General features: G+C 70.5%; 30 protein-coding genes and 1 pseudogene. All 31 read right to left on the bottom strand.

What is annotated here, in order from left to right; genetic code table 11:
- Window positions 1–79 precede the first annotated feature (79 nt).
- On the bottom strand, window positions 80–1,084 hold the full coding sequence (locus tag L3078_RS03980) for an NADP-dependent oxidoreductase (RefSeq protein ID WP_239750720.1): 1,005 nt from the start codon (window positions 1,082–1,084) through the stop codon (window positions 80–82).
- A gap of 180 nt (window positions 1,085–1,264) precedes the next feature.
- Entirely contained in the window at window positions 1,265–1,867 is a 603-nt protein-coding gene (locus tag L3078_RS03975) for a TetR/AcrR family transcriptional regulator (RefSeq protein WP_239750718.1), read from the bottom strand.
- A 530-nt stretch (window positions 1,868–2,397) separates the two neighbouring features.
- Window positions 2,398–2,970, bottom strand: coding sequence for a TetR/AcrR family transcriptional regulator (locus L3078_RS03970; RefSeq protein WP_239750716.1), 573 nt, complete (start codon window positions 2,968–2,970; stop codon window positions 2,398–2,400).
- A gap of 882 nt (window positions 2,971–3,852) precedes the next feature.
- Window positions 3,853–4,974: a DnaB-like helicase N-terminal domain-containing protein gene (locus L3078_RS03965; protein ID WP_239750714.1), complete on the bottom strand. Its 1,122-nt coding sequence runs from the start codon at window positions 4,972–4,974 to the stop codon at window positions 3,853–3,855.
- Window positions 4,974–6,227 carry a DNA cytosine methyltransferase gene (locus L3078_RS03960; RefSeq protein WP_239760199.1) on the bottom strand — a complete coding sequence of 418 codons (1,254 nt, stop codon included), beginning with the start codon at window positions 6,225–6,227 and terminating at the stop codon, window positions 4,974–4,976. The genes L3078_RS03965 and L3078_RS03960 overlap by 1 nt, the downstream gene beginning before the upstream one ends.
- A gap of 5 nt (window positions 6,228–6,232) precedes the next feature.
- Window positions 6,233–7,105 (bottom strand): adenine nucleotide alpha hydrolase family protein, encoded by an 873-nt coding sequence (locus L3078_RS03955; RefSeq protein WP_239760198.1) that lies wholly within the window; start codon window positions 7,103–7,105, stop codon window positions 6,233–6,235.
- Window positions 7,106–7,128: 23 nt separating this feature from the next.
- Entirely contained in the window at window positions 7,129–8,094 is a 966-nt protein-coding gene (locus L3078_RS03950) for an alpha/beta fold hydrolase (protein ID WP_239750711.1), read from the bottom strand.
- Window positions 8,095–8,231: 137 nt separating this feature from the next.
- A complete protein-coding gene (locus tag L3078_RS03945; RefSeq protein ID WP_239750709.1) occupies window positions 8,232–8,624 on the bottom strand; it encodes a hypothetical protein in 393 nt (130 codons plus the stop codon).
- 80 nt (window positions 8,625–8,704) lie between these two features.
- Window positions 8,705–9,160, bottom strand: coding sequence for a hypothetical protein (locus L3078_RS03940; RefSeq protein ID WP_239750707.1), 456 nt, complete (start codon window positions 9,158–9,160; stop codon window positions 8,705–8,707).
- A 237-nt stretch (window positions 9,161–9,397) separates the two neighbouring features.
- Window positions 9,398–9,550, bottom strand: coding sequence for a hypothetical protein (locus tag L3078_RS03935; protein WP_239750702.1), 153 nt, complete (start codon window positions 9,548–9,550; stop codon window positions 9,398–9,400).
- 39 nt (window positions 9,551–9,589) lie between these two features.
- A complete protein-coding gene (locus L3078_RS03930) occupies window positions 9,590–10,189 on the bottom strand; it encodes a hypothetical protein (protein WP_239750701.1) in 600 nt (199 codons plus the stop codon).
- 335 nt (window positions 10,190–10,524) lie between these two features.
- Window positions 10,525–11,013, bottom strand: a complete 489-nt coding sequence (locus tag L3078_RS03925; protein WP_239750699.1) for a hypothetical protein — start codon at window positions 11,011–11,013, stop codon at window positions 10,525–10,527.
- Between the two features lie 521 nt (window positions 11,014–11,534).
- A complete protein-coding gene (locus L3078_RS03920) occupies window positions 11,535–13,319 on the bottom strand; it encodes a type IV secretory system conjugative DNA transfer family protein (protein ID WP_239750697.1) in 1,785 nt (594 codons plus the stop codon).
- A gap of 158 nt (window positions 13,320–13,477) precedes the next feature.
- The gene (locus L3078_RS03915) at window positions 13,478–14,002 is read right to left on the bottom strand and encodes a hypothetical protein (protein ID WP_239750695.1); all 525 of its coding nucleotides are present in this window, start codon (window positions 14,000–14,002) and stop codon (window positions 13,478–13,480) included.
- A 352-nt stretch (window positions 14,003–14,354) separates the two neighbouring features.
- Window positions 14,355–14,915, bottom strand: a pseudogene (locus tag L3078_RS03910) (SPDY domain-containing protein); the annotation flags it as partial.
- Window positions 14,906–15,262 (bottom strand): hypothetical protein, encoded by a 357-nt coding sequence (locus L3078_RS03905; protein ID WP_239750693.1) that lies wholly within the window; start codon window positions 15,260–15,262, stop codon window positions 14,906–14,908. The pseudogene L3078_RS03910 and the gene L3078_RS03905, both read right to left, overlap by 10 nt.
- A 28-nt stretch (window positions 15,263–15,290) precedes the next feature.
- Window positions 15,291–16,091 (bottom strand): SPDY domain-containing protein, encoded by an 801-nt coding sequence (locus L3078_RS03900; RefSeq protein WP_239750692.1) that lies wholly within the window; start codon window positions 16,089–16,091, stop codon window positions 15,291–15,293.
- Window positions 16,088–16,471, bottom strand: coding sequence for a hypothetical protein (locus L3078_RS03895; RefSeq protein ID WP_239750689.1), 384 nt, complete (start codon window positions 16,469–16,471; stop codon window positions 16,088–16,090). Before L3078_RS03895 ends, L3078_RS03900 begins: the two co-directional genes overlap by 4 nt.
- Before the next feature lie 24 nt (window positions 16,472–16,495).
- On the bottom strand, window positions 16,496–16,657 hold the full coding sequence (locus L3078_RS03890; RefSeq protein ID WP_239750686.1) for a hypothetical protein: 162 nt from the start codon (window positions 16,655–16,657) through the stop codon (window positions 16,496–16,498).
- A 248-nt stretch (window positions 16,658–16,905) separates the two neighbouring features.
- On the bottom strand, window positions 16,906–17,247 hold the full coding sequence (locus tag L3078_RS03885; RefSeq protein ID WP_239750683.1) for an SH3 domain-containing protein: 342 nt from the start codon (window positions 17,245–17,247) through the stop codon (window positions 16,906–16,908).
- Between the two features lie 76 nt (window positions 17,248–17,323).
- Complete coding sequence (locus L3078_RS03880; protein WP_239750681.1) at window positions 17,324–17,971, bottom strand: hypothetical protein; 648 nt, start codon at window positions 17,969–17,971, stop codon at window positions 17,324–17,326.
- Window positions 17,968–18,726 (bottom strand): hypothetical protein, encoded by a 759-nt coding sequence (locus L3078_RS03875; RefSeq protein WP_239750680.1) that lies wholly within the window; start codon window positions 18,724–18,726, stop codon window positions 17,968–17,970. The genes L3078_RS03880 and L3078_RS03875 overlap by 4 nt, the downstream gene beginning before the upstream one ends.
- Window positions 18,727–18,753: 27 nt before the next feature.
- Entirely contained in the window at window positions 18,754–18,945 is a 192-nt protein-coding gene (locus tag L3078_RS03870) for a hypothetical protein (protein ID WP_239750679.1), read from the bottom strand.
- A gap of 288 nt (window positions 18,946–19,233) precedes the next feature.
- Window positions 19,234–19,659, bottom strand: coding sequence for a hypothetical protein (locus L3078_RS03865; RefSeq protein WP_239750678.1), 426 nt, complete (start codon window positions 19,657–19,659; stop codon window positions 19,234–19,236).
- Window positions 19,660–19,760: 101 nt separating this feature from the next.
- Window positions 19,761–20,258: a hypothetical protein gene (locus L3078_RS03860; protein WP_239750677.1), complete on the bottom strand. Its 498-nt coding sequence runs from the start codon at window positions 20,256–20,258 to the stop codon at window positions 19,761–19,763.
- A 34-nt stretch (window positions 20,259–20,292) separates the two neighbouring features.
- The gene (locus L3078_RS03855) at window positions 20,293–22,092 is read right to left on the bottom strand and encodes a VWA domain-containing protein (protein ID WP_239750676.1); all 1,800 of its coding nucleotides are present in this window, start codon (window positions 22,090–22,092) and stop codon (window positions 20,293–20,295) included.
- On the bottom strand, window positions 22,089–23,231 hold the full coding sequence (locus L3078_RS03850; RefSeq protein ID WP_239760197.1) for an AAA family ATPase: 1,143 nt from the start codon (window positions 23,229–23,231) through the stop codon (window positions 22,089–22,091). The genes L3078_RS03855 and L3078_RS03850 overlap by 4 nt, the downstream gene beginning before the upstream one ends.
- A gap of 193 nt (window positions 23,232–23,424) precedes the next feature.
- Window positions 23,425–23,673: a hypothetical protein gene (locus L3078_RS03845; RefSeq protein ID WP_239750675.1), complete on the bottom strand. Its 249-nt coding sequence runs from the start codon at window positions 23,671–23,673 to the stop codon at window positions 23,425–23,427.
- 789 nt (window positions 23,674–24,462) lie between these two features.
- Window positions 24,463–24,651, bottom strand: a complete 189-nt coding sequence (locus L3078_RS03840) for a hypothetical protein (protein WP_239750674.1) — start codon at window positions 24,649–24,651, stop codon at window positions 24,463–24,465.
- A 47-nt stretch (window positions 24,652–24,698) separates the two neighbouring features.
- Entirely contained in the window at window positions 24,699–25,034 is a 336-nt protein-coding gene (locus tag L3078_RS03835; protein WP_239750673.1) for a hypothetical protein, read from the bottom strand.
- Complete coding sequence (locus L3078_RS03830; RefSeq protein ID WP_239750672.1) at window positions 25,031–25,321, bottom strand: hypothetical protein; 291 nt, start codon at window positions 25,319–25,321, stop codon at window positions 25,031–25,033. The genes L3078_RS03835 and L3078_RS03830 overlap by 4 nt, the downstream gene beginning before the upstream one ends.
- Window positions 25,322–25,766 lie beyond the last annotated feature (445 nt).

Here is a 25,766-nt window from a genome sequence, read left to right as displayed (position 1 = left end):
GCTTGTCTCGCCGCGGACGGTGGCGGTGTGGTCGATCCGGTGTGCGGGAGGGCCCTGACGCTCTGGCGGGCTTGTGCCCTCACGTCATCTTGACGACGACCTTGCCCGCCTTCGCGTGGCCCGCTTCGAGGTACTCCAGTGCTTCTCGGGCCGACTCGAACGGGAAGACGGTGTCGACGACGGGGTGGATCTTGCCGGCCTCGACGAGAGAAGTGAGTTCGCGCAGCTGGTCGCCGCTGGCCTTCATGAACAGGAACGAGTACGTCACGTTGCGGCGCCGGGCGGCGCGTCGGATGCGGAAGCTCAGTGCGGACATCGCCAGCCGGATGACGGGATTGGCTCCCAGTTCCCTGCCGAGTGCGGCGTCGGGCGGACCCGCGACACTGATGACCTGTCCACCGGGCTTGAGCACCTCCAGGGACTTCTGAAGCGTCTGGCCGCCGAGCGAGTCCAGCACGACGTCGTAGTCGTGCAGCACTGTCTCGAACGCCTGCTTCTTGTAGTCGACGACGACGTCCGCGCCCAGGTGCTTCACGAGGTCGATGTTGGCGGTGCTCGCGGTGGTCGCCACATGCGCGCCCAGCTGCTTCGCCAGCTGGATGGCGATGGTGCCCAGTCCGCCGGAACCGGCGTGGATGAGAACCCTCTGACCCGGCTGGATGTGTGCTCGCTCGACCAGCGCCTGCCACGAGGTCAGGCCGACCAGGGGAAGGGACGCGGCCTCCTCCATGGTCAGCGAGGCCGGCTTGAGCGCCACGTCGTCCTGGTGCACCGCGATGAGTTCGGCGAACGTCCCGATCCGGTCCTTGTCGGGCCGCGCGAAGACCTCGTCGCCCACCGCGAACCGCGTGACGGCCGACCCCACCTCGATCACCACTCCGGCCAGGTCGTTGCCCAGGACGAACGGGACCTTGTACGGCAGGATCGTCTTCATCTCCCCGTCCCGGATCATGCGGTCGAGCGGGTTGATGCTCGCGGCGTGCACGCGTACCAGGACGTCGTCCGCACCCACCTGTGGGTCCGGCACTTCGCCGATCCGCACGCCGGCCTTGTCCCCGTAGCGTTCCACGGTGAGGGCCCTCATCGTCGTCTCCGTATCTCGTCCGCGAGCGGACGGGGGTGCTGTGCATCCTGGCAACGAATAGAATTACGTTCATAATCCTAACGTGGTGAGTCGGAGGGCGGCAAGCGGGACCTTCGCCATCGGGGCTGGGTCGGCCGGCGTGCGAGCTCACATGCGAATGCCGCGCTCTGTGAGCGCGAATCAGGTCACAGTCGTGGCGTGCTCGTGCTCGATGCCCAGCAGGGTGAAGGCGTTGCGGATGCCCTGTTCGAGCAGTTCGTCGGCGAGCCGCCTGTCGGCGAGGGCTCGGGAGAGCTGGAGGGTCCCGGCCATCATGGCGTAGGCGCTGAGTGCTGTGGTGCGGGCCGAGCGGGGATCGTCGGGTGCCAGGCGGGCGGCGATGCCGTCGATGACCAGCAGTACGCCGTCCGTGTAGGCCTGCTTGGCCGGATCGGCGCAGCGCCGGATCTCGTCGAGCAGGGCGGCAGAGGGGCAACCGTCGTCGGTGCTGTCGCGATGCCGGGCGGACAGGTACCACCGGACGATCTGCTCAAGCCCGGGGCGGCCGGGTGCCGCCTGTGTGACGATGGTCGCGTTCTGCGCCTGCAACTGGTCGGCGACCGCGAGGGCTACGAGGTCGTCCTTCGACGTGAAGTGTGTGTAGAAGGCGCCGTTGGTCAGCCCCGCGTCCTTCATGAGGGCCGAGATGCCCGAGCCGTCGATGCCGTCCCGTTTGAATCGGCGTCCGGCCGCCTCGATGATCCGCTGCTTGGTCGCCTGCTTGTGCTCTTTCCTGTAGCGCACCGTGCGCTCCTTCGTTCGTCGTGGTCGCCTGCTTTGGGGGGCTCCCTTCATTGTATTGCGAACGTAATTCAATGGCGGTGAGATGTCGGCAACTGCTCGGTCGGCGGTGAGCTGTCGCGCCGGTTGGCCGTCACGCCGGGCCGCGGCACTGTCGGCAGAGTGTGTTCGCGGTGCGCCGCAGCGGGGTCGGCCGAAGGGCCGCTCAGGTCACCGTCTCCCGGGCGCAGCATGCCGAGCAGTGAGTTGGTGGTCTATCCCGCCGCCGGCAACGGCGGCATCTTCCGGTTCCACGATCAATTCGTGCAGACGGCGCTCGAGTTCCTCGCACGATGGGCGGGCGCGGAGTGCGGTCGACGCCCTGGCCGAGCAAGCTGCCTCAGAGTCGCGATGCCTTTTGGACAAGCGCCTGGGGCGGCCCGTCGGAGTTGCCGACCTGCTTGCTGCCCGCAGGTTGGGTGCTGGCCAGGCCGGTGTCCGGGGCCGCCATGCGCGAGATGTGTTTCTGGCTCGCGATGCCCTGGCCGCGGATCTCAGCGCATGAGGGCGAGGCCGTTCTCGATGCCCTGCTCGAGGACCTCGTCGGCGAACTTCCGGTCGGAGAGGGCGCGGGACAGCTGCAGCGTTCCCACCATCATGGTGTAGAGCCCGATGGCCTTACCTCGCGCGGACTGCGGGTTCTCGGGCGACAGTCGGGCGGCGATCTCGTCGAGGATGTTCCGCGCGCCGTCGGTGTAGGCCTGCTTGGTTTCGTCACCGCAGCGGCCGATCTCGTCGAGCAGGGCGGCGGAAGGGCATCCGGTACCCGGGTGGTCCCGGTGCTCAGGCGAAAGGTATGAGCGGACGAGGTCCTCCAGTCCAGTGCGGCCGGGCCGCAGAGTGTCGTAGCTCGCGACCTGTGTGCGCAGTTGGTCGGCCATGACGTGGGCGACGAGGTCGTCCTTGGATGCGAAGTGCGCGTAGAAGGCCCCATTGGTGAGCCCGGCGTCCGACATCAGTGTGGAGATGCCCGAGCCGTCTATGCCGTCCTGCTTGAACCGCTGGCCGGACTTCTCGATGATCCGTTGCCGGGTCACCTGCTTGTGCTCCTTGGTGTAGCGCACCACGAGCTTCCTCCATTCGCTCCGCGAGGACATTGCCCCATCCCAAGCCTAAGGCATGACCTGACGCACGTAATATCATGACCGTAGGCCATTTCACCGGTCGGCGAGTCCTGGCTGATGGTTCAGGACCGGCGGCGGGCACTGGGTCCCAGCCGGGCGGTACCTCCCCGGGGGGGGCGAGGGTGGAGTGGTCCGCGGAGCACTCGAACGACGACGCGGAGCGGAGCGCCGCAGTCGGTGTGGTGCACGTCCTGTACCGGGCCCCCGAGGCCGAGGGCGTACCTCTCGCCCCCCTGGCTCAGCGCCGTCAGCAAGCCGCAGGTCCCAGCCCTTGCGGGTGAGCCGGTACTCGTTGCGGGAGCGGCTGCCTCGATGCCACCCCCTTACTGTTTGACTTGCGCAGGGTGATCTCTGTGCGGCGATGCCGGACTCCCTCGACCCCGGGCAGAACGCCGGAGTGCGAGGTGAAACGGCTGTGGCGCGCGTCGGAGGCGGACCATAGCTCCTTGGGTCGCCGGGACCCGTGCGCCCAGCCGGCATCGGATAGTTCGGCCAGGTCCATCCTTCGTCGGTGGCTTCCTGGAGCCGAGGGGTGAGCTCGACGGTGATGCCTTTGGCCCTCAGGCGCTGCGCCGCGTCGTCGGCCCAGTGGGGCTCTTCGTGGTCGATGCGGGCCAGGACGAGGACGTTGGTCGCGGCGACGCTCCAGTCGGCAGCCTCCAGAGCGACGAGGGCGATGTGGGCTTGGGTGCCGGTCAGGGCGGCCTGCACGGCACTGGGGTGAGTCGGGTGGGTGTCGAGGCGGACATGGGCGTCGACGGTGGGGGTCTCGTCTGTCCTGCTGGTGGCTTGCCCCTACGGGTCCGGCCACCGGCGTGTGCGGGGCTATCGGGTTGCTCGTGTGGACCGGGCGGTGTGTGCGGCCGTGGTGGTCGGCGGGCCGACGCGGGTGGTGATGGCCGACCGCTGCTGTTGTGGCGGGGTGGTTGTGGCGTGCTGCCAGCGGGTGCGCACGGCGTACAGGTCGGCGAGGGCGCGACGGCTGCCGAGGATGAGTTGGTACGGCGTGGTCGCCGGGTTGTCGGTGAATGCCTGGATGCGCAGGCCCACCTGATGCGCGGTTGCCAGGAGCGAGCGCTGGAGGATCCGTTCGCCCCAGTACTCAGCGGAACCGGCTGCCGCTTTGAGGAGCCCGAGAAGCTCGGTCGGTTCGGCACCGGATGCCAGAAGGCCGCGCTGCTGGGCCTCCCACACTACGGTGACCGGGTCGACGGGGGCACGGCGCCTGGCCAGAGCAGTCAGGCACTGCCACAGACCAGCGTGCAGGGGGTGCGTGAAATCGTCCGAGCTCAGCCACCGCAGCTGCTCTACGTCATCGGGGTGCGCCGTCGCGGCCGCGAGCAGCAGCCGCTCCTCATCGGCTGCCTCCTCGGCGTTGCCTAGGACAGCCGTCGGGGCGGGGGCGCGGGGCAGGGAACCGGAATGCGACGGGAACCTGGCGGCGATGTCGTCCACGGCTCGGGCCAGGGCGTCGGCTTTGGAAAGGGCGTCGGGGACCGGGTGTGGGAGCGTGACGTCCGACGCGGTCAGCGCGAGGCGCTCGGCGTGGGCGCGCAGAGTCCGGCGGGCATGTTCGGCATCGACCATCCGTGCGTACGCCTGCGCGTGCCGGGGCTGCGGGCAGACCTGGATCAGGGTGTGCAGGTAGGAGGCGGTCAGAGCGCGGGCGTCCTCGCGGGCGGCGGCGAGGACCGCGTTGAGCCAGTTGGTGTCCTGCGTGTGCTGGTCCGGGTCGGGGGCGGGCAGGGCGCGGATGGCGCCGAACAGGGCGCCGTGCGCGTAGTTGGAGAACGAGTCCGGCGTGATCCCGTCGACGGTGTGGAGGCGGTGGGGTTCGAGGAGGAGAGCGCCCAGGAGGGCCTGCTCGGCGTAGTACACGGGGTGCGGCGGATACATGTCGAGCAGATCGTCGAGGTCGCCCGCGGCGTGGTCACGGGTGGGGGGCATCAGGCTGCCAGGGTGAAGTCGTCGGGGTTGAGAAGGACGCGCAGGTGGTCGGCGAGGAGGTGGCCGGCGAGCAGCGGGGGGACGGCGTTGCCGATCTGCGAGAACTGCTGGCCCTTGTTGCCGGCCCAGGGGTAGTCGGCGGGGAAGGTTTGCAGGAGGCCGGCCTCGCGTGCGGTGATCCGGATCGGCTCTGGGGGTACGGGTGTTGCGGCCCCCGTTTCGTCCACTCGCGTAGTACCGACGGGTTCGGCGATCCATGCGCATTCGTTGGCGCGCCGTCCGAAGAACAGGGTTCCGGCCGGTTCCTCGATCGGGCGGACGGTGGCGTTGGCCTGGTTGTTGTTGCGAAGGGACCAGGACCAACGGTGCGCTTCGACCAGCCGGTTGTCCCCGGCTCCGTACGGTGAGGGCCAGCCTGCTTGTTCCCGGTGGGACGTCAGGGCGCCCTTGTCGGTGCGGGGTGTCCAGGTGCCGCGGTCGCGGGCATTGACGAGGGTCTTGCGGGAGCCGGAGGGGAAGGGTTCGGGGCCGCCTCCGGGTCCGCCGCCGGCGCATACGGTGGGGACGGGGCGGTCGGTGGCGCCCCAGCCGAGGGCCTCGGCCATGGACACCCATCTCGCGCGGCCCGGCCCGAACAGCGACTCCGGCTCGGCGACCTGGGCGTGGGTAGGCACGGGTGGTTGGGCGGTGCGGGTCCGGGAGGCGATCAGGATCGCCCGCCGCCTCGTTTGGGGGACGCCGTAGTCGGCGGCGTTGAGAATCCCGGTCCACACCGAGAACCCCCAGGTGCGCAGGATCGCCGCATACTGTCGCCATAGCGGCAGCACGTCGGGAACCTCCTCCATGACCACCCACTCGGGCTCCCCCGCGTTGTTGAGGGCGTGCAGGTAGCGCATCGGCTCGGCGGCGAGGAGGGAGCGTTCGTCCGCGCACGCGCCGAGGAGGTGTTCGCGGGTGTCGCGTCCGGCCGCGAGATCGGCGACGGCCTGATGGACCAGTGGCTGGTCGACCAGCCCGAGGCGCTTGCCCGCCATGCTCCATGCCTGGCACGGAGGAGAGGCGATCAGTCCGAGGACACGGCCGGAGAAGATCCACGCCGGATAGGCGGCGACATCCGTCCGGACCGTCGACTGCCCAGCAGCAGCCCGGGTCCTGCACGCCCACTCGTCCCACTCCAGGCCCACATCGCGGGCGCCGAGTACGGCAAGGGCATGGCTCCAGCCGCCGGGCCCGGCGAACAGGTCGAGGATGATCCGTCTCAAGTAGCCAGCCCGAAGTCGTCCTGCGCGACCTCGGCTTCACCACGGCACGCCCAGGGGGAACACCCGTCGACGACGCCCTGCTCCAACACCGCAAGGTCCGCTGCGGTGTCGATAAGTTCGGGCTGCAGCGCCGCCCGTTCGGCGGCAGTGACGTGGTCGATCGGGGCCTGGCCGAGCGGGACACGGGAGCGGTGGAGAAACGCCTCACCAAGCAGCGGGTTGCCGGTGGCGTTCGCGCGGGCGTTGCCCTGACGGATGGCCGCGTCGAATGCGACCACGTCCGCCCATTCCTCGGGGGAGCCGTCACGGATAGTCCGCCATTGCGCATTTCCGTGAAACGGGCAGCCCAGGCAACTCGATTTCGGCGTATTCTCCAGCCCGATGGACGCGAGGTAGCTGACGCATTCCGTGCGCGACCAGCCTAGTTCGATGAGCGGATGCCGGTTGCGCATGTACTTCACATCGGCGTCCTTGGCCCGGTGGAACTCGTCCGTAGAGATACCCACCCATTGCTCGACGAATGTGCTCTTCGGGATGCGCTGCGGGTAGGGGTGGCCGAGGAGTTCCCGGACCTTCTTCTTGATCGGCTTGATCTTGTATTCCCCGGTGCACTGGCGCCTGGTCATGCCAGCTTTGCCGTCCTTGTTGAGGACGTGGAGCGGCATGGAAGCGAAACGGTGGTCCGGGTTGAGGGCGTCCTCGCGGATGTTGCCTGAGGAGACGCGTAGAACGGGAATTCCCGCGGGTTCGGCTATCTCGTGTTCCAGGCGGTCCAGGTGAGCGTAGACGGCCGCCGGTTCCCAGCCGGTGTCGGCGAAGATCGCGTATTCGACCTTCGGGAGAGTGCCTTCGGCTGACAGGGCGAGCATGGCGCTGGACTGCACTCCAGCGCCTAGTGAAATGGCTCGGAAAGCGGGACGTTCGGAAATGACGGGTCCTTCGGGAAGCGGACATCGGGGTGCGGCCCGGTAGCGAGGCGGGCGATGCGGGCGCTGATGAGTGCGTGGTGGCGGACGGGCAGGGTGTGGGTGGTGCGGGGCAGGATCTCCAGGCGGGCGCCGGGCAGACGGTCGGCCAGCTGCGCGGTTCGGGCGGCGGGGATGTGCCGGTCTTCCGCGCCTGCCATCAGCAGCAGCCGCCTATCGAGCTGCTCCAGGACGGGCAGGCGGCGGGCCCGGTAGCGGCGCAGGGCCTGCCAGAGTGCGGCGAGATCGGCGGTGAGTGTGTGGCGTACGCCGTCGCGGCACGGCGGCGGACCGCCACCCGCCCCTGTCTCGGGGCGTGGGGTGAGGGCGTACGGGTGGGTGTCAGGCAACAGGCGCCGCACGCGATCCACTGCCCAGGGCGCGTGTGCGCAGGTCAGGGAGGTCAGGCTGCGTCCGGTGGCGAGCAGCATGGCGCGCGGGCTCCGGCCGGGCAGCACGCTCGCCCCGTGCGCGGTGGACGACAGCAGCACCATGCCCCGGATCCGGGATAGGAGCGACGGGTGCCGGGCGGCGAGTTCCTGCAGGACGAGGGCGCCCAGGGAATGGCCGGCGAGCACCAGCGGGCCCGTGGGAGCGAGAGCGCCAAGGATGTGGTGGAGGTCGTCGGCGAGCTGCTCGACGGTCAGCGGGGCACGGCCGCGCGCGGTGCGTCCGTGTGCGCGTTGGTCGTAGCGCAGCACGGTGAAGCCCAGCCCGGTCAGGTGCCGGGTGTGCAGGCGCCACAGGTCCGCGGTGACCGACGCGCCGTGCACCAACACGAGCGTCGCGCCATCGGACTGCGGGTGGGCAGCGCCGTCGCGGTAGACGGCCAATGGGGTGCCGTCATCGGCGGAGACCGACAACACCTGTGTGGCAGAAGGCGGATCGAGCACGGGGACTCCGGGACGGGGGGATTGGGGCCAGCCGTGTGTCGTCGGCTCGGCGTCGGCGGGGGACGACGTGTGGCCCGAAGGCTGGCTGGCCTGGTGAAATGGGCAGGCTTGAGGAGCGAGCCGCGCGAGCAGGCTGGTCAGCGGCGGCGGGCGCGGGGCGGGCTCGGGGTCTGATCGGTCGGGTGCGCGGTGATGTGCCGCGGTGGCGCGGGTGGCCAGAGGCGGGTCGCGGAGGGCGGGAAGGTGCGACCGGTGACGTGGTTGAGGACGCTCAGCCCGAGCGGGGTGAGTGCAAGCCGCTGACCGAGGGCCGAGGCGGGGTGGGCGGCATGGTCGCGGTGGGCCAGGCCCTTGCGTTCCAGGGCACGCCGCGTGGTGATGGCGATGTGGGTGGAGGTCTGGGTGTCTGCGTGGAGCGAGCCGCTGCCGCGTTGTCTGATCCAGCTGGGCGTACGGGCGAGAACGCGCAGAGCGGCACGCTGATGCCAGGTCAGGGAACGGGCGAGGGCGGACAGTCCGGAGGCGGGCAACGACCGTTCGTCAGGAGCGGAGGGCCGAGGATCGCTGTAGCCCGGGGAACGAGACGGCGGGTCGGGCGGGCTTGGGGTGGTCATCGCGTGCGTCCGGTGGTTCGCTCTGTCGCGGGAGGCGTCACGGCCGTCATTCGGCCGGGGGCCGTTGTGGGCGGCTTGTACGTGGCGAGGGCACGGGTGCCTTGGGCGGTGACAAGGAGGCGCTGGCCCGCATACAGGGACGTCGTGGTGTCCACCGCGACGAGCCTGCGCTTGATCAGGGAGCTGAGGGTGGCCATGTTCACGGTGGCCCGGTCCCTGTCGACGGCCTTGGTCACGCCCGATCGGCTGGTCTCGTGGAGTGTGCCGCTCCCGGCGGCCAGCCGGATGAGGACGGCGTACTGGCTGTCAGAGATCTTCGTGGGCGGGCCGGGTTGGTCGTGGGGCTGCTCGGTGTGCCGCTTCAGACCCCGGGCGATGCCGGCGGCGGCGTAGAGGCAACTGGTGTGGCCCAGTTCGAGCTGCTTTGCGGCGTCCACCAGGTGCTTGGCCATCCGTGGGGCCGCCTCTTTGTGTCGTGCAGCCTGCTGGGTGGCTTCGTCGGCAGGCGGGCCCGGGAACGGGGCGGTCTGCAGAGGGCTGGCCACCAGTGCGCAGGCCAGGTCGGAGGCGGCGGTGGTGGCGGCGCAGACGACGGCGGCGAGCAGTTCCAGGGCCGGAGGGCTGCCGGGGACCTTCGCGTACGGGCTGCCGTCGAGAGCGGCGAGACGGTCGAGGGCGCGGTGTGCCAGCTACTTGGCGGAGACGAGGTGCGCCGTGATCCGCTCACGCGTGGCGGTGCCGGGAGCAAGAGCGGGGGAGCGGACCTGATACCGCAGATCCTTGAACTCGTGCCCGAGCCTGCGTAGTTCGGCGATCTCAGCTTTCAGGTCGATCTGATCCATCGTGCTCCTGGAAATGAAGAGGAAGAAAGATGGGCCCGGTCAGCGGTGGCGGCGGTGGCGGGCCTGGTCCGGTGGAAGCGGCGCAGGCGTCGCCGCAGGGCGCGAGGGCGCGGGAGGGATGTCCTGCAGGGTCGGGATCCCGAGGCCGACGCGCACGGGGATGCCGTAGGAGTAGAGGTGAGTCTCGGCACGGACGACCGCGTTCACGGCATCCCGCTCGCTCAGTCCGGCAGGCAGTGCGTACTCCCGCGACGCCTTCGTGGGGGCGAAGCAGTTCTGGGCGAGGACCTCGCTGGCGCGGTCCGTGAGGGCGGTGGCGGTGACCGTCCCGTCGTGGAATCGGAAAGTCGCGTCGGGCTCGGCACCGCCGGTGCTGGGATAGCGCGTTGTCCAGGCGAGGTCGACGAGGTCCATGGTGTGGGCCATGAGTCCGTAGGCGGCGATGCCGGCGCGTTCGTGGGCGTCCTCGACGGTCTCGGGCGGCAGGAGGTAGAGCGTGCGGCCCTGATGGGTACGGGCGGTGAAACCCGCGCTGGTCAGGATGCGGGCGGCGTTGCGGATCGGCCGGTTGATGATGACGAAGGTCCAGCCGTCGTCGGTCGAGCCGATGAAGATGTCGTGGTGGTCGGTGAGAGCCATGGAGTTCCGTGTGGTCGGTGCGGTTCCGCGGGTTGTCACGCGTGCTGCGGTTGCGGCCGGGCCGGGGGGAGGGCGTGGTCGGCCGACGGTTGCGGCCAGGTGGCGGGATCCGTTGGGGGTGAGATAGGCCCGTTCGTCTCTGAGCCCCAGGAGGCATGAAGTTGTCGGTTTGTCTGCCGAGGGACGGGGCCGCCTCGCTCCAGCCGGAGACTCGACTCGCTGCGGAGGGGACGCTTCGTCCCGGGCCGGGTGCTGATGTCGGCCAGGACGGCTCGGGGGCGCTGTTAGGTGCGGCGCCGCGCTGCGGTGGGCGGCCGCTTCGTGCTGGCCTGGGGTTAGCTGTGGTGCAGGACCTCAGGGCGTGTCGTGTAGGAAGCCAGGCGGCGGGACAACTGCTGGGCTGCGGCACGGTAGGTGGTGGCGGCGGGTTGCACCTCGTCACCAGTGCGGCGAAGTTGATCGTCGCTGGTCGCTGGTCGCTGGTCGCTGGTCGCGGGTGCGGGGTCGGCGTCCTCGTACAGGTAGATCTCGGTGCGGTGGTGGATGGCGAGGTTGCACAGTGTGGCGGCGAGTGAGATCTGGGCGCAGGCGCCGGCGAGGCACGCCAGGGATTCGGCGCCGCCTTCCATCGCGGGATACTGGCTGACCGACAGGTCGTGGACCTGGCGCGTGCACTGCACGGCCAGCTCGTGCACCCGCAGACTGAGGGGCGCGATCTCGCGTACGGGCTTGGCGATCTCTCCCTCTCGGATACGACCGGCCTCGGCTGACAACTCCTTCAGGGCGGGGGAATCCTCGCCGAGCAGGCGGGTGTGTTCGGTCAAGTCGATTATGTGCAGGGCTACTCCGGTCAAGTCGGTCGTGCCGGGCGAACGGTGCGGGGTCTGTCAGTTGCTGTGCAGGTTGTCTGCAGACGTCTGATTGGGCGCCTGTCAACAGGAAGCGGGCGACGTGGTCGTTGGGTGCGGGCCCGCGCCGCGCAGGGAGGTACGGCTCTCGCCCTGCTGGGTGAAAGTGATCAGGCGCCGGTTTCCGAGGGCCTACGCCGCCCGCCACGATGTGCCGTAGAGCAGGGGTTGACGTTGCACGTAACGCGCCGGCGATCCGGGTGACTTCGAGGGTGGCACCATCGTCGAGAAGTGGGGCAACGGGCCGGTCGACGATTGTGAACCGCGCGCAGAATGCCGGTCCCGTCGGCGGCGCCGACCGCGAAGATCTGCCCTGCGGGCGGCGGGCGGTGGGCGGCGGGCGGCGGGCGGTGGCGGCGGGCGGTGGCGGTGCCGGGCCCGCACGAACACTTTCGCCTGGCGGGAGCGGCCGGGCACCAGGTGCAGCGGGGTGTCTCTCACCCGGCCGTCCCGAGGTCGGACCGCCTCGGCGTGTGCTTCGCGACGGCGCGGGCGGTGATCGCCTGCGAGGCGCGGGCGGACGCTGCGGACAGTTCCTGCGCGCCGGGCTCCGTGTACCAGGGGCGCAGGTCGAGCATGGCGGCGCGCAGGCCGGTGGCGAAGACGAGGGCGGTGCCCTTGGGCAGGGCGCGGATCGCGTCGGCCGGCAGGATCCGTTCCTGCCGCATCGACACCGACGTCGACTTGCCCGACTCGGAGGTGGAGGTGGAGCTGGTCTCCACGTCGTGGTCGCCGATGAGGCGGGAGAGTTTGTCGGCGAAGTCGGGGTCGTCGATGCCGGAGCCGATCACCTTGACCGTACTCGCGGACCACATCGCGTCCATGCCCGCGTCTCCCCACACTTTCTGGCCCTGGCGGTAGGACTGCAGGATCGTGATCGGGATGATCCCGCGCGAGCCCAAGTGGGAGTACAGGTCTGGGAGATCGGAGATCTTGCACACGTTGGCGGCCTCGTCGAGGATCGCCAGCATCGGGGGGTCCAGCCGACCGCCGCCGCGTTCGGCGCGGGCGGTCGCGGCCCGCATCACCGAGTCCGCGCACGCCGCGATCAGCGCGCTGGCTCCGCCTCCGCCGTCCTTCGACAACAGGTACAAGGTGTCGGTGGAGGAGACGAACGCAGACGGTACGAACTCCCGCACGCCCGGCTGGGGGGTGACCCAGGCGGCGATCTCGCTGTTCAGCAGCGCGGCGGCGTACTGGCGGGCGGTCTCGTAGATGCCGTCCCGGGTCTCGGGCGGGCCTTCAACGGTGCCCTTGAGCTGGGATGCGACCGCGCTGAAGCCGTGGTCGCGGAGGATGTCGAGCGGGGTGCGGTCGGCGGGGAACGCCAGCCACTGCATGACGTCGGTGATAGGCCGGTCGTCCAGGGCGGCGGCGAGGAACAGCTGGCTCAGGATGTTGGACCCGGCCTTGGACCAGAAGTCCCCCTGCTGGGAGGCGTCCACCGACGCCGCGAGGAAATGGCCGGCCAGCCGCCCGGCGCCGTCGAGGGTGGTGGCGTCCGCGAGCGGGTTCCACCACATGGTCCGTTCGGCGTGGGCGATCTGCTGAGGGTCCATCGCCCACACCCGTCCGACGCGGGCGCGGGCGTCGGCGGTGGCGGTGTAGGCGTCGCCGGCGGCCTTGTTACTGGTCAAGAGGACCGCTCCGGGCGCGTTCAGCATGGAGGGGATCGCCAGCGAGGTGGTCTTGCCCGAGCGCGGGGCCATGATGGCGACGGCCACGTCCTCATACCCCATGCGCACCTCGTGCCGGGTGCCCTGCAGGTTGCCGAGCAGGATGCCGGTGTCGGAAGGGTCGATGCGCTTGGTGTCATTCAGACTCGGGCGCAGGGAGCGGGCCTTGGCCGTGATCGCCTTGGCCAACAACGGCTCGATGTCCCGGGCCTTGGCCATGCCGGTGATCTTCTTCTTCCGGCCGCTGCCGCGGTTGTTGCGCCGCGCCCACAGCATGCCCGCTGCCGTGGCGAGGGCAAGGAGGAGGAGAACGGGAACAATGCGTGCACCGATCAGCAAGGATGTTTCCCCAGTGTCGGGCCACAGTTGCTGGGGGTGGAGCAGGGCGGTGGTCGGCTGGTAGGGGGCCCAGCCGGCTCCGGTGAGGGAGGCGGTGACGTTCCCGGACAGCCAGGCGAGGTGGGACAGGGGGACGACGAAGGCGAGCACGCCGAGCAGGAGGCGCAGGACGAGGTCGTACCCGTCGGTGCTGCTGGAGGAGGGCAAGGGCTACGGGCTTCCGGGCGGGGACGGAGTGATCAGCGACTGCGGTGGCACCTGGCCGACTGCATCCGTGTGGGGACCAGACTTGGCGGTGGGATGGTGTGCCGGGTGGGGCGGTGCGATGAAGCCGACCTCGACCGTCTCTGGGGCGGGGTGCGTGGTTACTTTCGGGCCGGGGTCCGAAGGGCGGCTGCAGAAGCCGTGGCCAGGACCGGCGCGGGTGCCAGGGGTGAGGGGGCTTTGCGTGCGGCGGTGTTGATCTCGCGGAGTGTGTTGCCGTGGGAGGCCCAGTCGTCGAGGTAGCTCCACGATTCGGCGTGGTACTCGTCGAGGGCGTCGTCGAAGGCCGGGGAGCCGGGCGTGGCGGTGACAGGGAGGGCGTCTCGGGTTTCCGCCCACTGCTCGTGGAGTTGTTCGAGCCTGTCGAGGGCGGCGTGCAGGACACTCAGCTGGTAGACCCAGCGGCTCTGCACGGCGCCTGTGGGCAGGCGGCCCAGTTGTGTCTCCGCGGTGGCCAGCAGGTGCCGGGCGCCGTGGCGGAGGGGCTCGAACGCTTCGGCGGCGTCGGCGTCGCGTCGGCTGGCGCGCAGGCCGTAGGCGTGGTCGTCGTAGGGCCATCCGTCGAGGTCGGTGTGCTCGTCGGAGTAGGCGTCCCACGCGTCGAGGATCTTCTTGCTGTCGCTCACGTACCGGTCGAGGTGACGCAGGAGGGTGCGGTGTGCGCGGTGTGCGCGGTGATCGGCGGAAATGGGGGAGAGGTCCTGTCGGTTCAGCGGCGGGCGGCTGGCGGGGAGGCGGGGGTGCGGGCCGTGGCCGGGGGCGGTGTGGGTTCGTCTGCTGTTGACGGGCGGAGCGTGCCCGCGTGCGGAGCGACTCGATCCGCGCGGTGTGCGCGTCGGCCACCTGTTGCGGGCTGAGAGGGCTCGGCTTCTTGACGGCGCTGTAGTGGGCGGTGCGGTCGAACATCCCGCGTTGGAGCGGGCTGTCGTCGGTCAGTGCGGTGAGGAACGATCCGACCAGGTGGGTGGGGGTGCGCACGTCGAAGAAGGCGTGCCAGATACGCGGACCGGGGTACCGTCCGTGACCGGGCTCGAAGGTTTCGACGTGCCAGGACGACGACTCGTGGAACTCGTGCAGTGGGCGCCGTTCGATGAGGCACATGGCATCCGGTGAGTACGCCGTGCCGTTGGAGTCGCGGTGCCAGCCCGCCGCAGTCACCGGCTGCCACGGGTCCTCGTGGCGAGGTGACGGCGGGGCGATGAGGGCGTCCGTGAAGCCGGAGAGGATTTCGGCGGGCACGAGTTCGCCGAACTCGGCGTACCAGCCCGGCTCGGTGTTGGTGGGCTCGGCCCGCAGCCGCCACCACGCGGAGGTGGCGGACTGCGGATCGAACTGGAGGTGGTGGCGAAGGTCTGGGCTGCGCAGGACGACCTCGGCGCTCAATGGGTCGGAGACGGCGCTCCATCCGGCGGCGGCCAGGCCGTGGGTGACGTGCCGGGCGTCGCCGGGGCCGGCGAGGTGGCGAGGACCGGTGTCGAAGGGGACCTGCCCGCCGTGCTTGTCGGCGAACGCGGCGAGCTGTCGCTCGCTTACCGGCATCGGCTGCCCTCCGGCATGTCCGGGGAGGTGTTCGCGAGCAGGGTGCGCAGGTCGTCCAGGGTGTAGTGGAGGGTGTGCTGGTCGGACTGTTCCCACGCGGCGGTGCGCAACTCGTCGACCAGGCGGCGCAGGGCGGGGGTGCACGGCGTGTCCGGGTGCGCCTGGACGGCTCGGGCCAGAGCCCGCAGGGTGTCGCCGAGCTGGACGGGGATGCCGGTGTACTCGTCCAGCAGCGGTTCGACCAGGGTGAGGGCCACGTTCGGGTCGGGGGCATCGCGCAGGTACTCGGTGAGCCGGGACAGGGTCTCGGTGGCGGTGTGGAGGTCGTCCGGGGTCAGGTCGGGCACAAGGCTCCTTGAAGGCACGAGGGGTTGGTCAACGGCGGGCTCGCGTACCGGGGTTGGCGTAGGGGCGGGCCGTGGTGCGGGGGCGGCCGGCAGCCCCAGAGCTGCGGGCCCAGGTGGCGGCGCGGGCGGCGGCGATGCGGGCCTGCTGCCAGGCGCTGAGCTGGGAGGGGAGCACGGAGACTGAAGTGGTGCGGATCTGCGCGCTGTGCGGGATACGTCCGCGGGGCCGCATGACGGGCTCGGGGCTGGCGAGAGCTTCGGAGAATGCTTGGACCAGGTGCATGGGGGTGGACGCGGTGAACGCGGCACTCCAGCCGTTTCCCTGCTTGTCCTGCGCCCCGGACCACCACAGGGCCTGACCGCCCGGGTCGTGGCGGAACTGCATCCATGCCGCCCCGTCGGGGCTCGTAGCGCTGACGTGCCCGTCGCGGCGGCTGGTGTTCCACCCCTGTTCCTGTAGTGGGGCCCAGACGTTGGGGGCGTGCGCGGTGCGTGCGCGGGTGAGGGCGTCGGTGAGTCCGGCGACGATCTCCACCGGGATCTGACTCCCGAAGGACACTGTCCATGCCTCCCGGTGCGCGGCGGCCTTGCCGTGGATCGTCCATCCGCCAGGCAGAACGTTCGGGTTGTAGCCGATCCGAGTCGCGCGGTCGGGGCTGTCGAGGACGAGCGGCCCGTTGCGCCGGGACCTGTCCCGCCAGCCGCTGGCACGCAGGAACTCCGAGACATGCCGCAGATCGCCGCCGCCGGCCAGGGTGCGGGGCTCCACCAGGTAGTGCTGCTCGGCCTGCTCACCGAGCCCCCACTCATGCCCCTTGTGTCGCCTCACCGGTGGCGCCGTACGACGAGCGGGGAAGCGGTCGGGGGTCCCGCCGTCGTGGCGGCGGGGCGGGTGTGGCGGCGCTGGAGGGTGTCGGTGTGCTCGTCGAGATCCAGGCCGATGCCATGGAGTTCGTTGGCGGCCCGGCCCAGAGCGAGCCACACCTCCGCGGGCAGGGAACCCTCTTCGGCCTGGGTCTTGGCGAAGTAGCTGCCAGTGGCCACGAGGTGGGTGAAGCGGCCGAGGACTCCGCCTTCGGGGTCCAGGACGCGTGCGATGACCTTCGTGGCCTCACCGGCAGGCAGCAGCACGAGGTGGTCGGAGAGCTGGCCGAGCTGATGAGCGATCTCGTCGGCCAGCCGCTCCGGGTTCGGGGCGGGGTGAGGCATGGCCCTCCCGGGCGGGATTGAGGATCAGTGGTGGTGGCGGTGGCCGATCCGCCGGGATGCGTCGAGACCGGCCTCGGGAGGTTCGCCGGTCGACGGAACGATCCGGTGGGGGCCGGTGGGGATGCAGGCGTGCAGATAGCGGCGGAACAGGGCGGTGGCGAGGCGGGGGGTGAGGTGTCGGGACATCGGCGGGGGCTTGTGCGGTACTACGGGTTCTCCGGTTCGGTGAGGGAGTTCGGGGGTGGTCCCGGCAGATGCCGAGGATGGTGTGAGGGGGCGCAGCATGTCGATTGCGGGGCCCTAATCTGGGCATCCGGCGGGTAGGAACGTGCCCCCGGGTCGGCTGCCGGCGGTAGCCAGACGGCTCGGTGAGGGTGCCGGGCGTCGGGCCCCGTCCCCGACTGTGGGGCGAGGCCGGGGACGGGGCGGGTTGGCTAGCCGGCGAGTTGGAGCAGCATGTCTTCGCGGATCCAGCCGTAGGTGCCGGCCTCCAGGCCGCTCTTGGAGCGGCTGGTCAGCTTCGTGTAGTACCAGGAGCCGTTGCCGCAGTAGACCCGGAGGTCATCGCCGTCGTACAGCAGGCCCTTGCTCGTGTACGAGGTGCTCGGCCCGGTGCGGTAGTTGATCCCGTTGCCGTCGACGGTGGCGTTGTGGTCGGCGATGTTGTAGGTGCAGGAGGCGGTGGCGGCTGACGCGGTCGGCGCCAGTGCGGCGGCCGTGCCGCCGAGGAGGGTGACCGACAGGGCGACGGTTGCGAGATGTCGTAGGGCAGTCATCGGGATGTGTGTCTTCTCCGGGGTGTCGGGGGCGCTTCGACGGCGAGGGCGCCCGATGTGGTGTCTGTGTCCGAGGTCAGCGGCGGCGGGATGCCGGAGGCTGGACACTGTTCGGTGGGGCGGTGGTGCCTGTCGGGCGCGGGGCGCAGGCTGCCTGATTGCGGGCGTGGAGGATGACGTCGGCGGCCCGGCCCATGGAGCCGACGCACGTCCCGAGCTGCGCGAGGGGTTCAGCTGTCTCTCCGGGAGCCGTGCCCTGGAGTCCAATGCCGACGATCCACGCCCGGACGACAACTTCCCTGGTCAGGGGCAGGAGTCCGTGCACGGGCGCGGCGATCTCGGTGAGGATCTCGGCGATCTCACCGCTGGTCTCGGCGTCGGCGGCCCGATATGCGAGGTGGGCGAGGTAGCGCACCGCCGCGTCGTGGTCGTCGTCCGGGGTGGCCAGTGCGTTAAGGGCGGAGTCGAGGTGGACGCTGGGACCTGCGGCGAGCAGGGCGTGTGAGGCGGCGGTCGCCTTGAGGCGCTGCTGCTCGCCGGGGAGGCCCTGGGGAAGCCGGTGGTAGTCACCGCGCGGTCCGGGAGCCGGGAGGAAGCCGCCGTTTCGCTGGAGGATGTCCGCCGCCTCGTCGGTACCGCCGAAGGCGACGACCAGGCCCGTGCGGCGGTCCTTGGTGATGGTGATGTACTCCAGCACCCAGAAGTCGGGCTCCTTCACCGTCATCGCGTCCGGCCGGCCGATGTACGGGTACCGGCCGTGGCCGACGGCACGGAAGCGTGGGCGGCGGTGGGGGCGGTCCGACCGGCGGGGTGCTGGAGGGCAGTGCCGATGCCGAGGGTGTCCAGCTGAGGACCGATCTCGCGCAGGGCGCGCGCCTGCTTCCGGGTGTCGTCCCCGCTGAGGCGGTAGATGCCGCTGTGCGGATCCTGGAGGAAGCCGTGGGTGAGGAGGATCGCACCGGCGCGGTCGTCGGCGGGTGCGGTGGCGACGCTGCCGTCCGGCTGCCAGGTCAGGACCACCCGGTCCGGCTGGGAGGGCCGGATGCCGCCCAGGGCGTTGTGGCGGACCTGGGCGAGCGCCCGGTCGTGCCGGACGAGCAGGTCGTCGGCGATCTGCTCGGCGCTCAGGAACGGATCGTCAGCCAGGGCGATACCGTTCGGTTCAGGGACCGTGCGGTATGCCTCGTCGGGCAGGGCGCGGGGTGCGACGGCGGCGATGAGGAAGCCGTTGCGTGTTCCCGGCCGGTCCAGAAGGACGAGCTGGGCGCCGTCCGGGCGGTTCAGAACGATTGCTTGCTTCAGCCGGTGCTGGGCAAGATGCGCGGCGACCAGGTCCAGGTCCCAGATCTGGTCGGCTAGTTCGGCGAGATCGTCCTTGGCTTCCGGCGGCAGGTGCAAGGTGGTCCAGGTGCCGGGGAGTTCGCCGGCGAGGACGTCGGCGTACGAGGTGAGGCGCTCGGAGATGTCGTGATCGTGCATGGTGTCCTAGGGCGATGGGGGGAAACTTCAGCGACGCGGTCCAGCGGCCATCGACAGCGGTGGGGCCGGGAGCGTGCGCGGCATGGGAGGGCAGGCGCACATGGCGGAGCGCTCGCGCTCGATGGCGGGCATCTGCCCGGCGTAGGTGCTGCGGCCGGGGTGCGAGTCGTGCCGGTCGGCCAGCTGGTTGAGGATGAGCGCGAGGTCGGAGCGGATCACGCCCAGGTACTCGTCGGCGAGGTGGCGCAGCCGCCGGGCAGTGTAGGCGTCTGCCGGCGAGTTGAGTGGAGAGGCTGCCCGTCGTCCTTTGTGTCGACGGGGAACGGATCCCTTGAGCACGGGTCTTCGAGGCGCTCGGACCACTGCACGGACATCCGGGGTGAAGCAGCCCAGCCCCGGCCAGTGGGCAACGGCCGTGTTCTCCATGAGGGCCTCGTTCGTCGAGACCAACGGCTCTGCCAGCGCCTGGGACTGCAGGACTGCAGGACTGCTCGTGAGGGTGGGGTGTCACCGGCTGCTTCGGATGTCGGAGGTGTGGACGAGCTGGCCCAGGGCGGTGGTGGTGTACCAGCCGCAGTCGATCAGCCCGCCGCGGTCGGCGAACCGCGCACGGAGGGTGTTCTCCAAGGCCCGCAGGTGGATCAGGCAGTCCGGGCAGCGGCGCGATAGGTGCACGAGGTAGCGGGGGTGGGCGGTGATGTAGGACTGCTTGCCTCCGGTCGCATCGCGCAGCCGCCAGCCGTCCTCGTCGGTGGGGGTGTGCCACGACGGGGCGACGACGCGCATCGCGTCTCCCCACATTTCTCCGCCGACGATCCCCTTCAGGACGATGACGGTGTCACCTGGCTGGAAGTGCTGGTGCGTGATGTCCCGGGCGGGTGTGAGCGGGTCTGGTGTCGGTGCGAAGGCCGGCGTGGGCGGGGGCTGGGACATGTGGTTCCTTCCACGCATTCGGTGGCGGGGCGGGAGGAACAATGGTCCGTGGGAACGCCGGTTTGGCTAACCGGCGTTTCCCGGCTATGTTCCCCCGTTCGTCAACGGAACGGGTTCTCCGTCCCGCGGTCCGCCTCGGCGGCTGCGTGGAGGAGTTCGAGCAGGTCAGTGGCTTCGGCGTCGCGCTGATCGATCCACCATCCGGCGCGGGTGACGGCACGGGCCTTCTCCTCCAGCTCTGCCCAGTCCGTGTCGTTCCAACTGCCTTCCACGACCAGTGCGGTGTGTGCGGCCGTCATCTGCTGATGACGCGAGCGCTCGCCCCAGCCCAGGGCCTTCTCTGGGCCTTCCAGCTGAGGCATGTCGAACTGCGTGGCCCACGCGAAGGCTGCTTCTTGCTCGGCGGCGCGCTTGGCCGCCAGCCATTCCTCCTTGGATTCGGTGTCCGTGTCGCGCGCTGCCTTCCAGCAGTCGGTGCAGTCCCTGGTTGCGAGCCAGCGAGCGAAGCCTGCCCGCTTGTCGGCAGGACGGGCGGATAGGTCATGAACCGTCTGGTGGGAGCAGGCGTGCTCCACAGTCCACTGCGTACGGACTGCCACGTGGTTGTTCCTGCTTTCTGTCTTCTGTGTTGTCTCAGCGTGTCCTGCGGATGGCGTCTGTGGCCGCCGTGGCGATGGCGACGGGAGCGCTGGAGGGCTGGGTCAGGTGCAGCAAGGTGGTCCCCGGCAAGTGGTGGGACTTCGCGGTGAGGGTGAGCTGGAGTACGGCGCAGCCGGCGGTCGTGAGCTGCTCGACGCGGGTGATGGCTTGAGCGGTTTCGTCGCTGCGGTACCGGGCGTCGGTGACGATCACGAGGAGGCGGCCGGCGCCGGGGCGGCTGAGTTCGAGGCCGTGGTCGAGTGCGTCGATGGCGTCGGCGAGGTTGTGGTGGCCGCCGCTGGCATCGAACGTCGTCACGCGCTCTGGTGCGCGGTGGGTGGGTCGGGTCAATGCGGTCAGGTGCCTGTCGTAGGCGATGGTGGCGGTACGGGAGTCGGGGTCGGTCAGGGCTGCTGCGCGTGCCACGATCCAGGCAGCGGATGCGACGGGCGCGCAGGCGGCACGCATGGAGCCGGAGACGTCGACGGCGATACCCACGCGCAGCGGTGGGGTAGGGGAGTTCCGGCGGCGGGTGTGGGTGAACGGTTCCGCGGTGGGGACCGATCCGGCCGCGCGCTGAGCGTCGCGGGCGAGGGCCGCGCGCATGTTGAGGCGGCCGGGCGGGGTGGGGCTGGTGGTCCGCTCCTCGGTCCGCTCGCGGTAGGCGGTGGCGCGCAGGGCGCGGCTCAGGCGCGCGGCGGCGCTCTGCTCGGCGGCGGTGGGCCTGCGGGTGCCGGTGACCGGGTTGCCGTAGGGCGCCGGTGTGCCGTCGGGGGCGACGGTGGTGCCACGGGCGTTGAAGACCGACTTGGCGGTTGCGGCGGCTTTGCGTCGCTGGCCGGCGCGCTGGGCGCGGTCCTGAGCCTGCGCATTGGACTGCGCGGCCATGGCGTTGGTCGCTGCGGCCTGTGCCGCGAGGTCGGCGGCGTCGGTGGCTGCCGTGCTGTCCATGACGACCCCCACGGCGCCGGACAGCAGATCGGTGAGGTTCTCCGGCACGGGCAGGGAGGGGGCCGCGGTGTCCAGAGCGGCGCACCATTTTTGAGCGTGCGCGAGCATGGTCGTGGCGTCGTGGTCGGCGCACTGGTGGGCTGCGGTCCAGATGCGGGTGAGTGTGGCCAGCAGGTTTGCGCCCAGCACCTTTTCGCACAGATCGGCGACGGCCCGGGTCTCGCCAGCGTCCATGATGCCGACGTCACGGCGCCCGAGGACCAGGGCCGCCACGGCGGCGGCGTGCTCGATGCCCTGGAGGGTGGGGTGGGCGATGTCGGGCATGACCAGGGTTCGGGCACTGGTGCGCAGAAACGTGCGGTCCGTGGGCCGCGTGATCAGGTGTGCGCCTTCGACACGGCTCTCCTCCAGCAGGAGCGCGGCCTCGACGACACGGGGGTTCGCTCCGGCAGGCGCCGTCCAGATGGAGTGGGCCGCGTGCGCGGCCTCGTGGACGAACACTCCCCAGGCGGCGGGATACCGCTCCTCGTCGCCCACGATCCGCGGATGGATCTCGTGGGGCTGGAGCGGGGCGAACAGGTCAGCGTCGAACTCGACCTCGCCCAGAGTGGGGAAGAACGCGGCCGGCGCGCCGCTGCGCGTGCCGGGGCGGCAGGTGACGAGGAGGTCCTGGCGGCCGGAGAGGGCGACCAGCCGATCGCCGAGTTCGGCTCCCACGCGCAGCCACGCGTCCGGGGAGGAACGGGGTTGCGCGGGCGGGGCGCCGTCGTCGTCCCATCGCGCGAGGTCGGCGTCGTCGTCGTCCGTGGTGGCGGGGGACTGGACGTGGTGGTGGGCGCTCATCGCGAGCGGCCCCGGTGCGCGGAGCCGGTGCTGCCCGGGGGCTGCCGGACGGCCGAGGCGGAAAGCTGCTTGCCGAGGGTGAGGGGAGCGACCTCCTTGACGCCGACAGCCTTGATGACGGCAGCGGCGACGGCGTCGCGATCCTCCACAGGAGCGATGCCGACCAGGTTCGCGAGCGCGGCTTTGGTGCCGAGGACGGCCTCGGTCTTCTGGTAGCTGAGCAGTTCCCGCAGTTGGGGGGCCCAGCCCAGCTCGCCGAGTTCGACTTGGCGGGAGAGGTGTCGGGCGACCCGGACCACCCGGGCATCGATCCTCAGCGCCAGGGCGAGGTCATAGTCCGTGCCGATCTGGATTTGCACGCTGAACCGGCTCGCGAGCGCCTCCGTCAAAACCGCCCCGTGGACGCCGGGATTGTGGCCCGCCACCACGTAGAAGCCCGGCTCGGCCTTGATGGTCTCGCCCTTGTGGGCCTTGACCTGGATCTGCCTGCGCCCGTCCATCGCGGGATACAGCGCCGCCAGGACCTTCGGTGAGATCAGGGTGGCATCGTCGATCAGCAGGGCGCGGCCCTCGGTCATCGCGGTGACCAGCGGACCGTACTGGAAGACGTAGGCTCCCGCGTCGTCCTGTGTGTACTCGCCGACCAAGTCGCCGACCGTGGTGTCGCCGTCGCCGGCGACGCTGAGCAGGTCCTCGAACGCCGCCTCGACCAGACTCGTCTTGCCGGTGCCCGGAGGGCCGTAGAGCAGCACCGGCACGTCGGCGTCGCGCAAGCGATTCAACGCCTCGACGTCGGGCAGATCGGCCAGCTCCCGGGGGTGGTAGACCTGGCCCCCCGCGCGGCGGATCGGGCCGGTCTGCCTGGACGTGGCTGCTGCGGGAATGGTCGTGCGGGCCGTGGCCGCCTGGGCGCGGGGAGAGTGGGTGCCCGGTGGGCTGATCACAGCGGTCTGCGCGGCTGCGGCGGTTTTCGCGTTCGCGCGGAACTCCGGTTGTCCGGTTCCGCCTTGGTCGGCCTCGCCGCGTCGCACCAGGGTAAGGGCGGCGTTGCGGACAGCGCCGTGGGAGTGGCCCAGCTGCCTGGCCATGTCCCCGATGGTGAGCGTGTCCGCCGACCGGTCGGCCAGCAGTCGGGCCACCTTGGCCCGTAGTTCGCCGCCCTTGGTGCGCGCTGGACTGGTAGGCGTTGCGGGTGTGGTCAAACGAGGCCCTTTCAACAGGTACGGGTGCGGGCGGGGTTGGCGATGTGCTGGAGAGGCTGGCCGCTCTCGGAGAGGATCACGGACTGTGCCGACATCGGCGACCGGGCCAACCGGCGCGTACCGTCGGCGCTCACCGGCCGACCGAGGGCTCGGTCCAGGTGCACGGGATGGCCGGCGACGAGCAGCTCGCTGGCTGCCGAGCAGGCCCGTGCGTCCGCTCCGTACCGCCTTCCGTCGCTCGGCAGGCGCAGCCTGGCGTCTCTTCGAAGCCGGCCTGGAGCAGGATCCGCCGGGCGGCGGCGTTGTAGCCGGTGGTGGTGATCTCGCCGGTGATGGTGTGCCGGATCGTCCTGAACGGCTCTGCTGGTGCTTCGGGCAAGGCGGATCTCCTATCGGTGGTGGCGGGAAAGCGGTGGGGTGTTGGGCGAAGGCGAGGCGGGCCCGGAGCTTCCAACTCGCCTTTCCGCACGTTCCGATAACCGGGTGTACCGTCAACTGCCATGTCGTGCAGGTCTCCTCAGAAAGATGGACGGAGGGGTAGCAGAGGGGGGAAGCGGCTCTAGCGGTGCCGGTACTCGGCCGCAGGCGGGAGGCGCGGTAGGACGGCGACGCTCGTGCCGAGGCCCTCGGACGTCTCGCACTCTTCCTAGGTAAGGAAGTCGAGGTGTCGGCCCGAAGCGGTGAGCTGAGCGGCGGCTTGCTGATCAGGGCACGGTGGGCGAGGACTACCTCGGCATGGTGACCGATCACCTGCCGTCCCGGCGCGTGAGGATCCCCGCACCGAGCGACCACGACCGAGGCGTTGTCCTCGGCCAGGTGGGCGAGGGTGATGGACCGGCCGTCGACCGTGTACCACGACTCGAACAGCTCCAGCTCTCGCCGCCGGTGCGCCGCGTGGGCCATGTCGGTCCACAACTGCACTTTCTCGTCGGTCAGCGGTATCTCACGATGCTGGAGGAGGTCGGCGAGTTCGGTGGTGAGGTCACTGTGATCCCGCCCAGAAAACGAGGAGCGGCCACGCTGCCTGCTGCTGTGCGCGCAGCGGTGGAGCGGCCCGGCGGGCTGGCTGAGAGCCTTCGCGATCTCGGTGTGGGAGTCTGCGAGGCTGTCGAGCAGGGCCTGCCACGCGCTGGTGTGCCGGGCGGGCGGCGGCGAGCAGATCGTCGGCTCACGGCAGCAGATAGGTGGCGTACGCCTGGAGGGCTGCCTGGTCCCGGTGGGCGAGGGTGATGGCTGCGAGGTCGTGGTGGACGGTGCGCCCGTGGCGGTCTCGGGTGACGTCGAGCGCGCTCTCGCTCTCACGACGATGCGCTGCATGCGCAGCGAAAGTCGCGCGCCGGTAAGCGAGTTCACTCAAGGTGGACGGGGGTGTGCGGGGAGACCGGTGCTCCTCGGCGGTTGCGGTCAGCGGCGCGTCCGAGCTCCCGTCGCCACGTCCGGCGTCGGCTGGGTGGCCGGAGGCGATGGTGTGGGCTGGCCGGGGTGCGGGGTCCGGAGGTCGGGGTCGAGATGTACGGGGTAGTGGGCTGCAGTCAGCATCTCGGCGGCCCAAGACGCGTGACCGTTCTCCCAGTCACGTCCGAGGTCGAAGGGCAGCCGGACCCACTGCCCCCGCAGGGCGGGGAAGGTCATGAACCCGGCCCGGGCCAGGATGCGCGCGGCAAACTCGTCGTAGGCGCCTTCGACTTCGACCTCACCGCCGGGGCCGCGCAGAATACGGATCTGCTCGGCGGTGTTCACCGGCTCCGTCCCCGGCGAGTGGCCGTCGTGGTGGCCGAGAGCGGTGGGGACACGGAGGTGCCTCGGGCCAGGGCGGTGATACGCGAGGGAAAGCGTGCTGCGGCTCGTGCGATGCGCGAGCGGTGCTGGGCCAGGTCGTCGTTGGCCGTCGGCGGGGCGGGAGCCGGTGCGGGGCCGGCGTCGAGTGTGCTGTCGGCTTGTACGGCGTAGCCGAGGGTGCGCAGGTCACGGACGGCCTGGCGGGTGCGGCGCAGCCCGTCGCGTTCGGGTTCGGTGAGCCGGTACATGCCCGGGGAGAAGGGGACGGGCTCGAACTGCTCGCGGGTCAGGAACCATTCGGCAAGGTGGGGGGTGAAGGTCGGGTCGGCGGTGGCGATGTAGCCGTGCTCGGGATGGGGACGGAAGTGGAAGTGGTGAAACAGAGACAGATCCTTATGTAACGGTCACCGGCGTAGAGCCGGAGGCTCGGGTGGGCGTTGCACGGCGGGGAGCGCCGGGGGAGCAGGGCGGGTTCGTGGCCTGGATGCTCGCGGCGCGGATGTCCTCGGCGTTGCGGACGACAGGGGCGGTGAGGACGCCTTGGGCAGGGCGGGGGCGGTGCCAGCGTCCGCAGTCCCCGGGGGGTCGTTGTACAGATGGGAGGCGGCGGGGTTCTCCACCCCCTACGCGCTGGAAACCCGTCGAGGCTAGGCCAGCGCTTCGCCGAGCCCGTTAAGGCGCCGCGCCAGACGG

This window comes from Streptomyces deccanensis (assembly GCF_022385335.1).
Lineage (GTDB): Bacteria > Actinomycetota > Actinomycetes > Streptomycetales > Streptomycetaceae > Streptomyces > Streptomyces deccanensis.
Note: the sequence above shows the minus strand (reverse complement) of the source record. Positions and strands in the feature narration are given on the sequence as shown.

Coding starts and splice junctions, on each gene's coding strand:
- L3078_RS03955 (WP_239760198.1), bottom strand. CDS start 7,105: ATGCTCGCCCTGTCAGCCGAAGGCACTCTCCCGAAGGTCGAATACGCG.
- L3078_RS03865 (WP_239750678.1), bottom strand. CDS start 19,659: ATGTCCCAGCCCCCGCCCACGCCGGCCTTCGCACCGACACCAGACCCG.
- L3078_RS03935 (WP_239750702.1), bottom strand. CDS start 9,550: ATGGATCAGATCGACCTGAAAGCTGAGATCGCCGAACTACGCAGGCTC.
- L3078_RS03885 (WP_239750683.1), bottom strand. CDS start 17,247: ATGACTGCCCTACGACATCTCGCAACCGTCGCCCTGTCGGTCACCCTC.
- L3078_RS03890 (WP_239750686.1), bottom strand. CDS start 16,657: ATGTCCCGACACCTCACCCCCCGCCTCGCCACCGCCCTGTTCCGCCGC.
- L3078_RS03830 (WP_239750672.1), bottom strand. CDS start 25,321: ATGTACCGGCTCACCGAACCCGAACGCGACGGGCTGCGCCGCACCCGC.
- L3078_RS03895 (WP_239750689.1), bottom strand. CDS start 16,471: ATGCCTCACCCCGCCCCGAACCCGGAGCGGCTGGCCGACGAGATCGCT.
- L3078_RS03940 (WP_239750707.1), bottom strand. CDS start 9,160: ATGGCCAAGCACCTGGTGGACGCCGCAAAGCAGCTCGAACTGGGCCAC.
- L3078_RS03880 (WP_239750681.1), bottom strand. CDS start 17,971: ATGACGGTGAAGGAGCCCGACTTCTGGGTGCTGGAGTACATCACCATC.
- L3078_RS03980 (WP_239750720.1), bottom strand. CDS start 1,084: ATGAGGGCCCTCACCGTGGAACGCTACGGGGACAAGGCCGGCGTGCGG.
- L3078_RS03875 (WP_239750680.1), bottom strand. CDS start 18,726: ATGCACGATCACGACATCTCCGAGCGCCTCACCTCGTACGCCGACGTC.
- L3078_RS03930 (WP_239750701.1), bottom strand. CDS start 10,189: ATGGCTCTCACCGACCACCACGACATCTTCATCGGCTCGACCGACGAC.
- L3078_RS03965 (WP_239750714.1), bottom strand. CDS start 4,974: ATGCCCCCCACCCGTGACCACGCCGCGGGCGACCTCGACGATCTGCTC.
- L3078_RS03855 (WP_239750676.1), bottom strand. CDS start 22,092: ATGAGCGCCCACCACCACGTCCAGTCCCCCGCCACCACGGACGACGAC.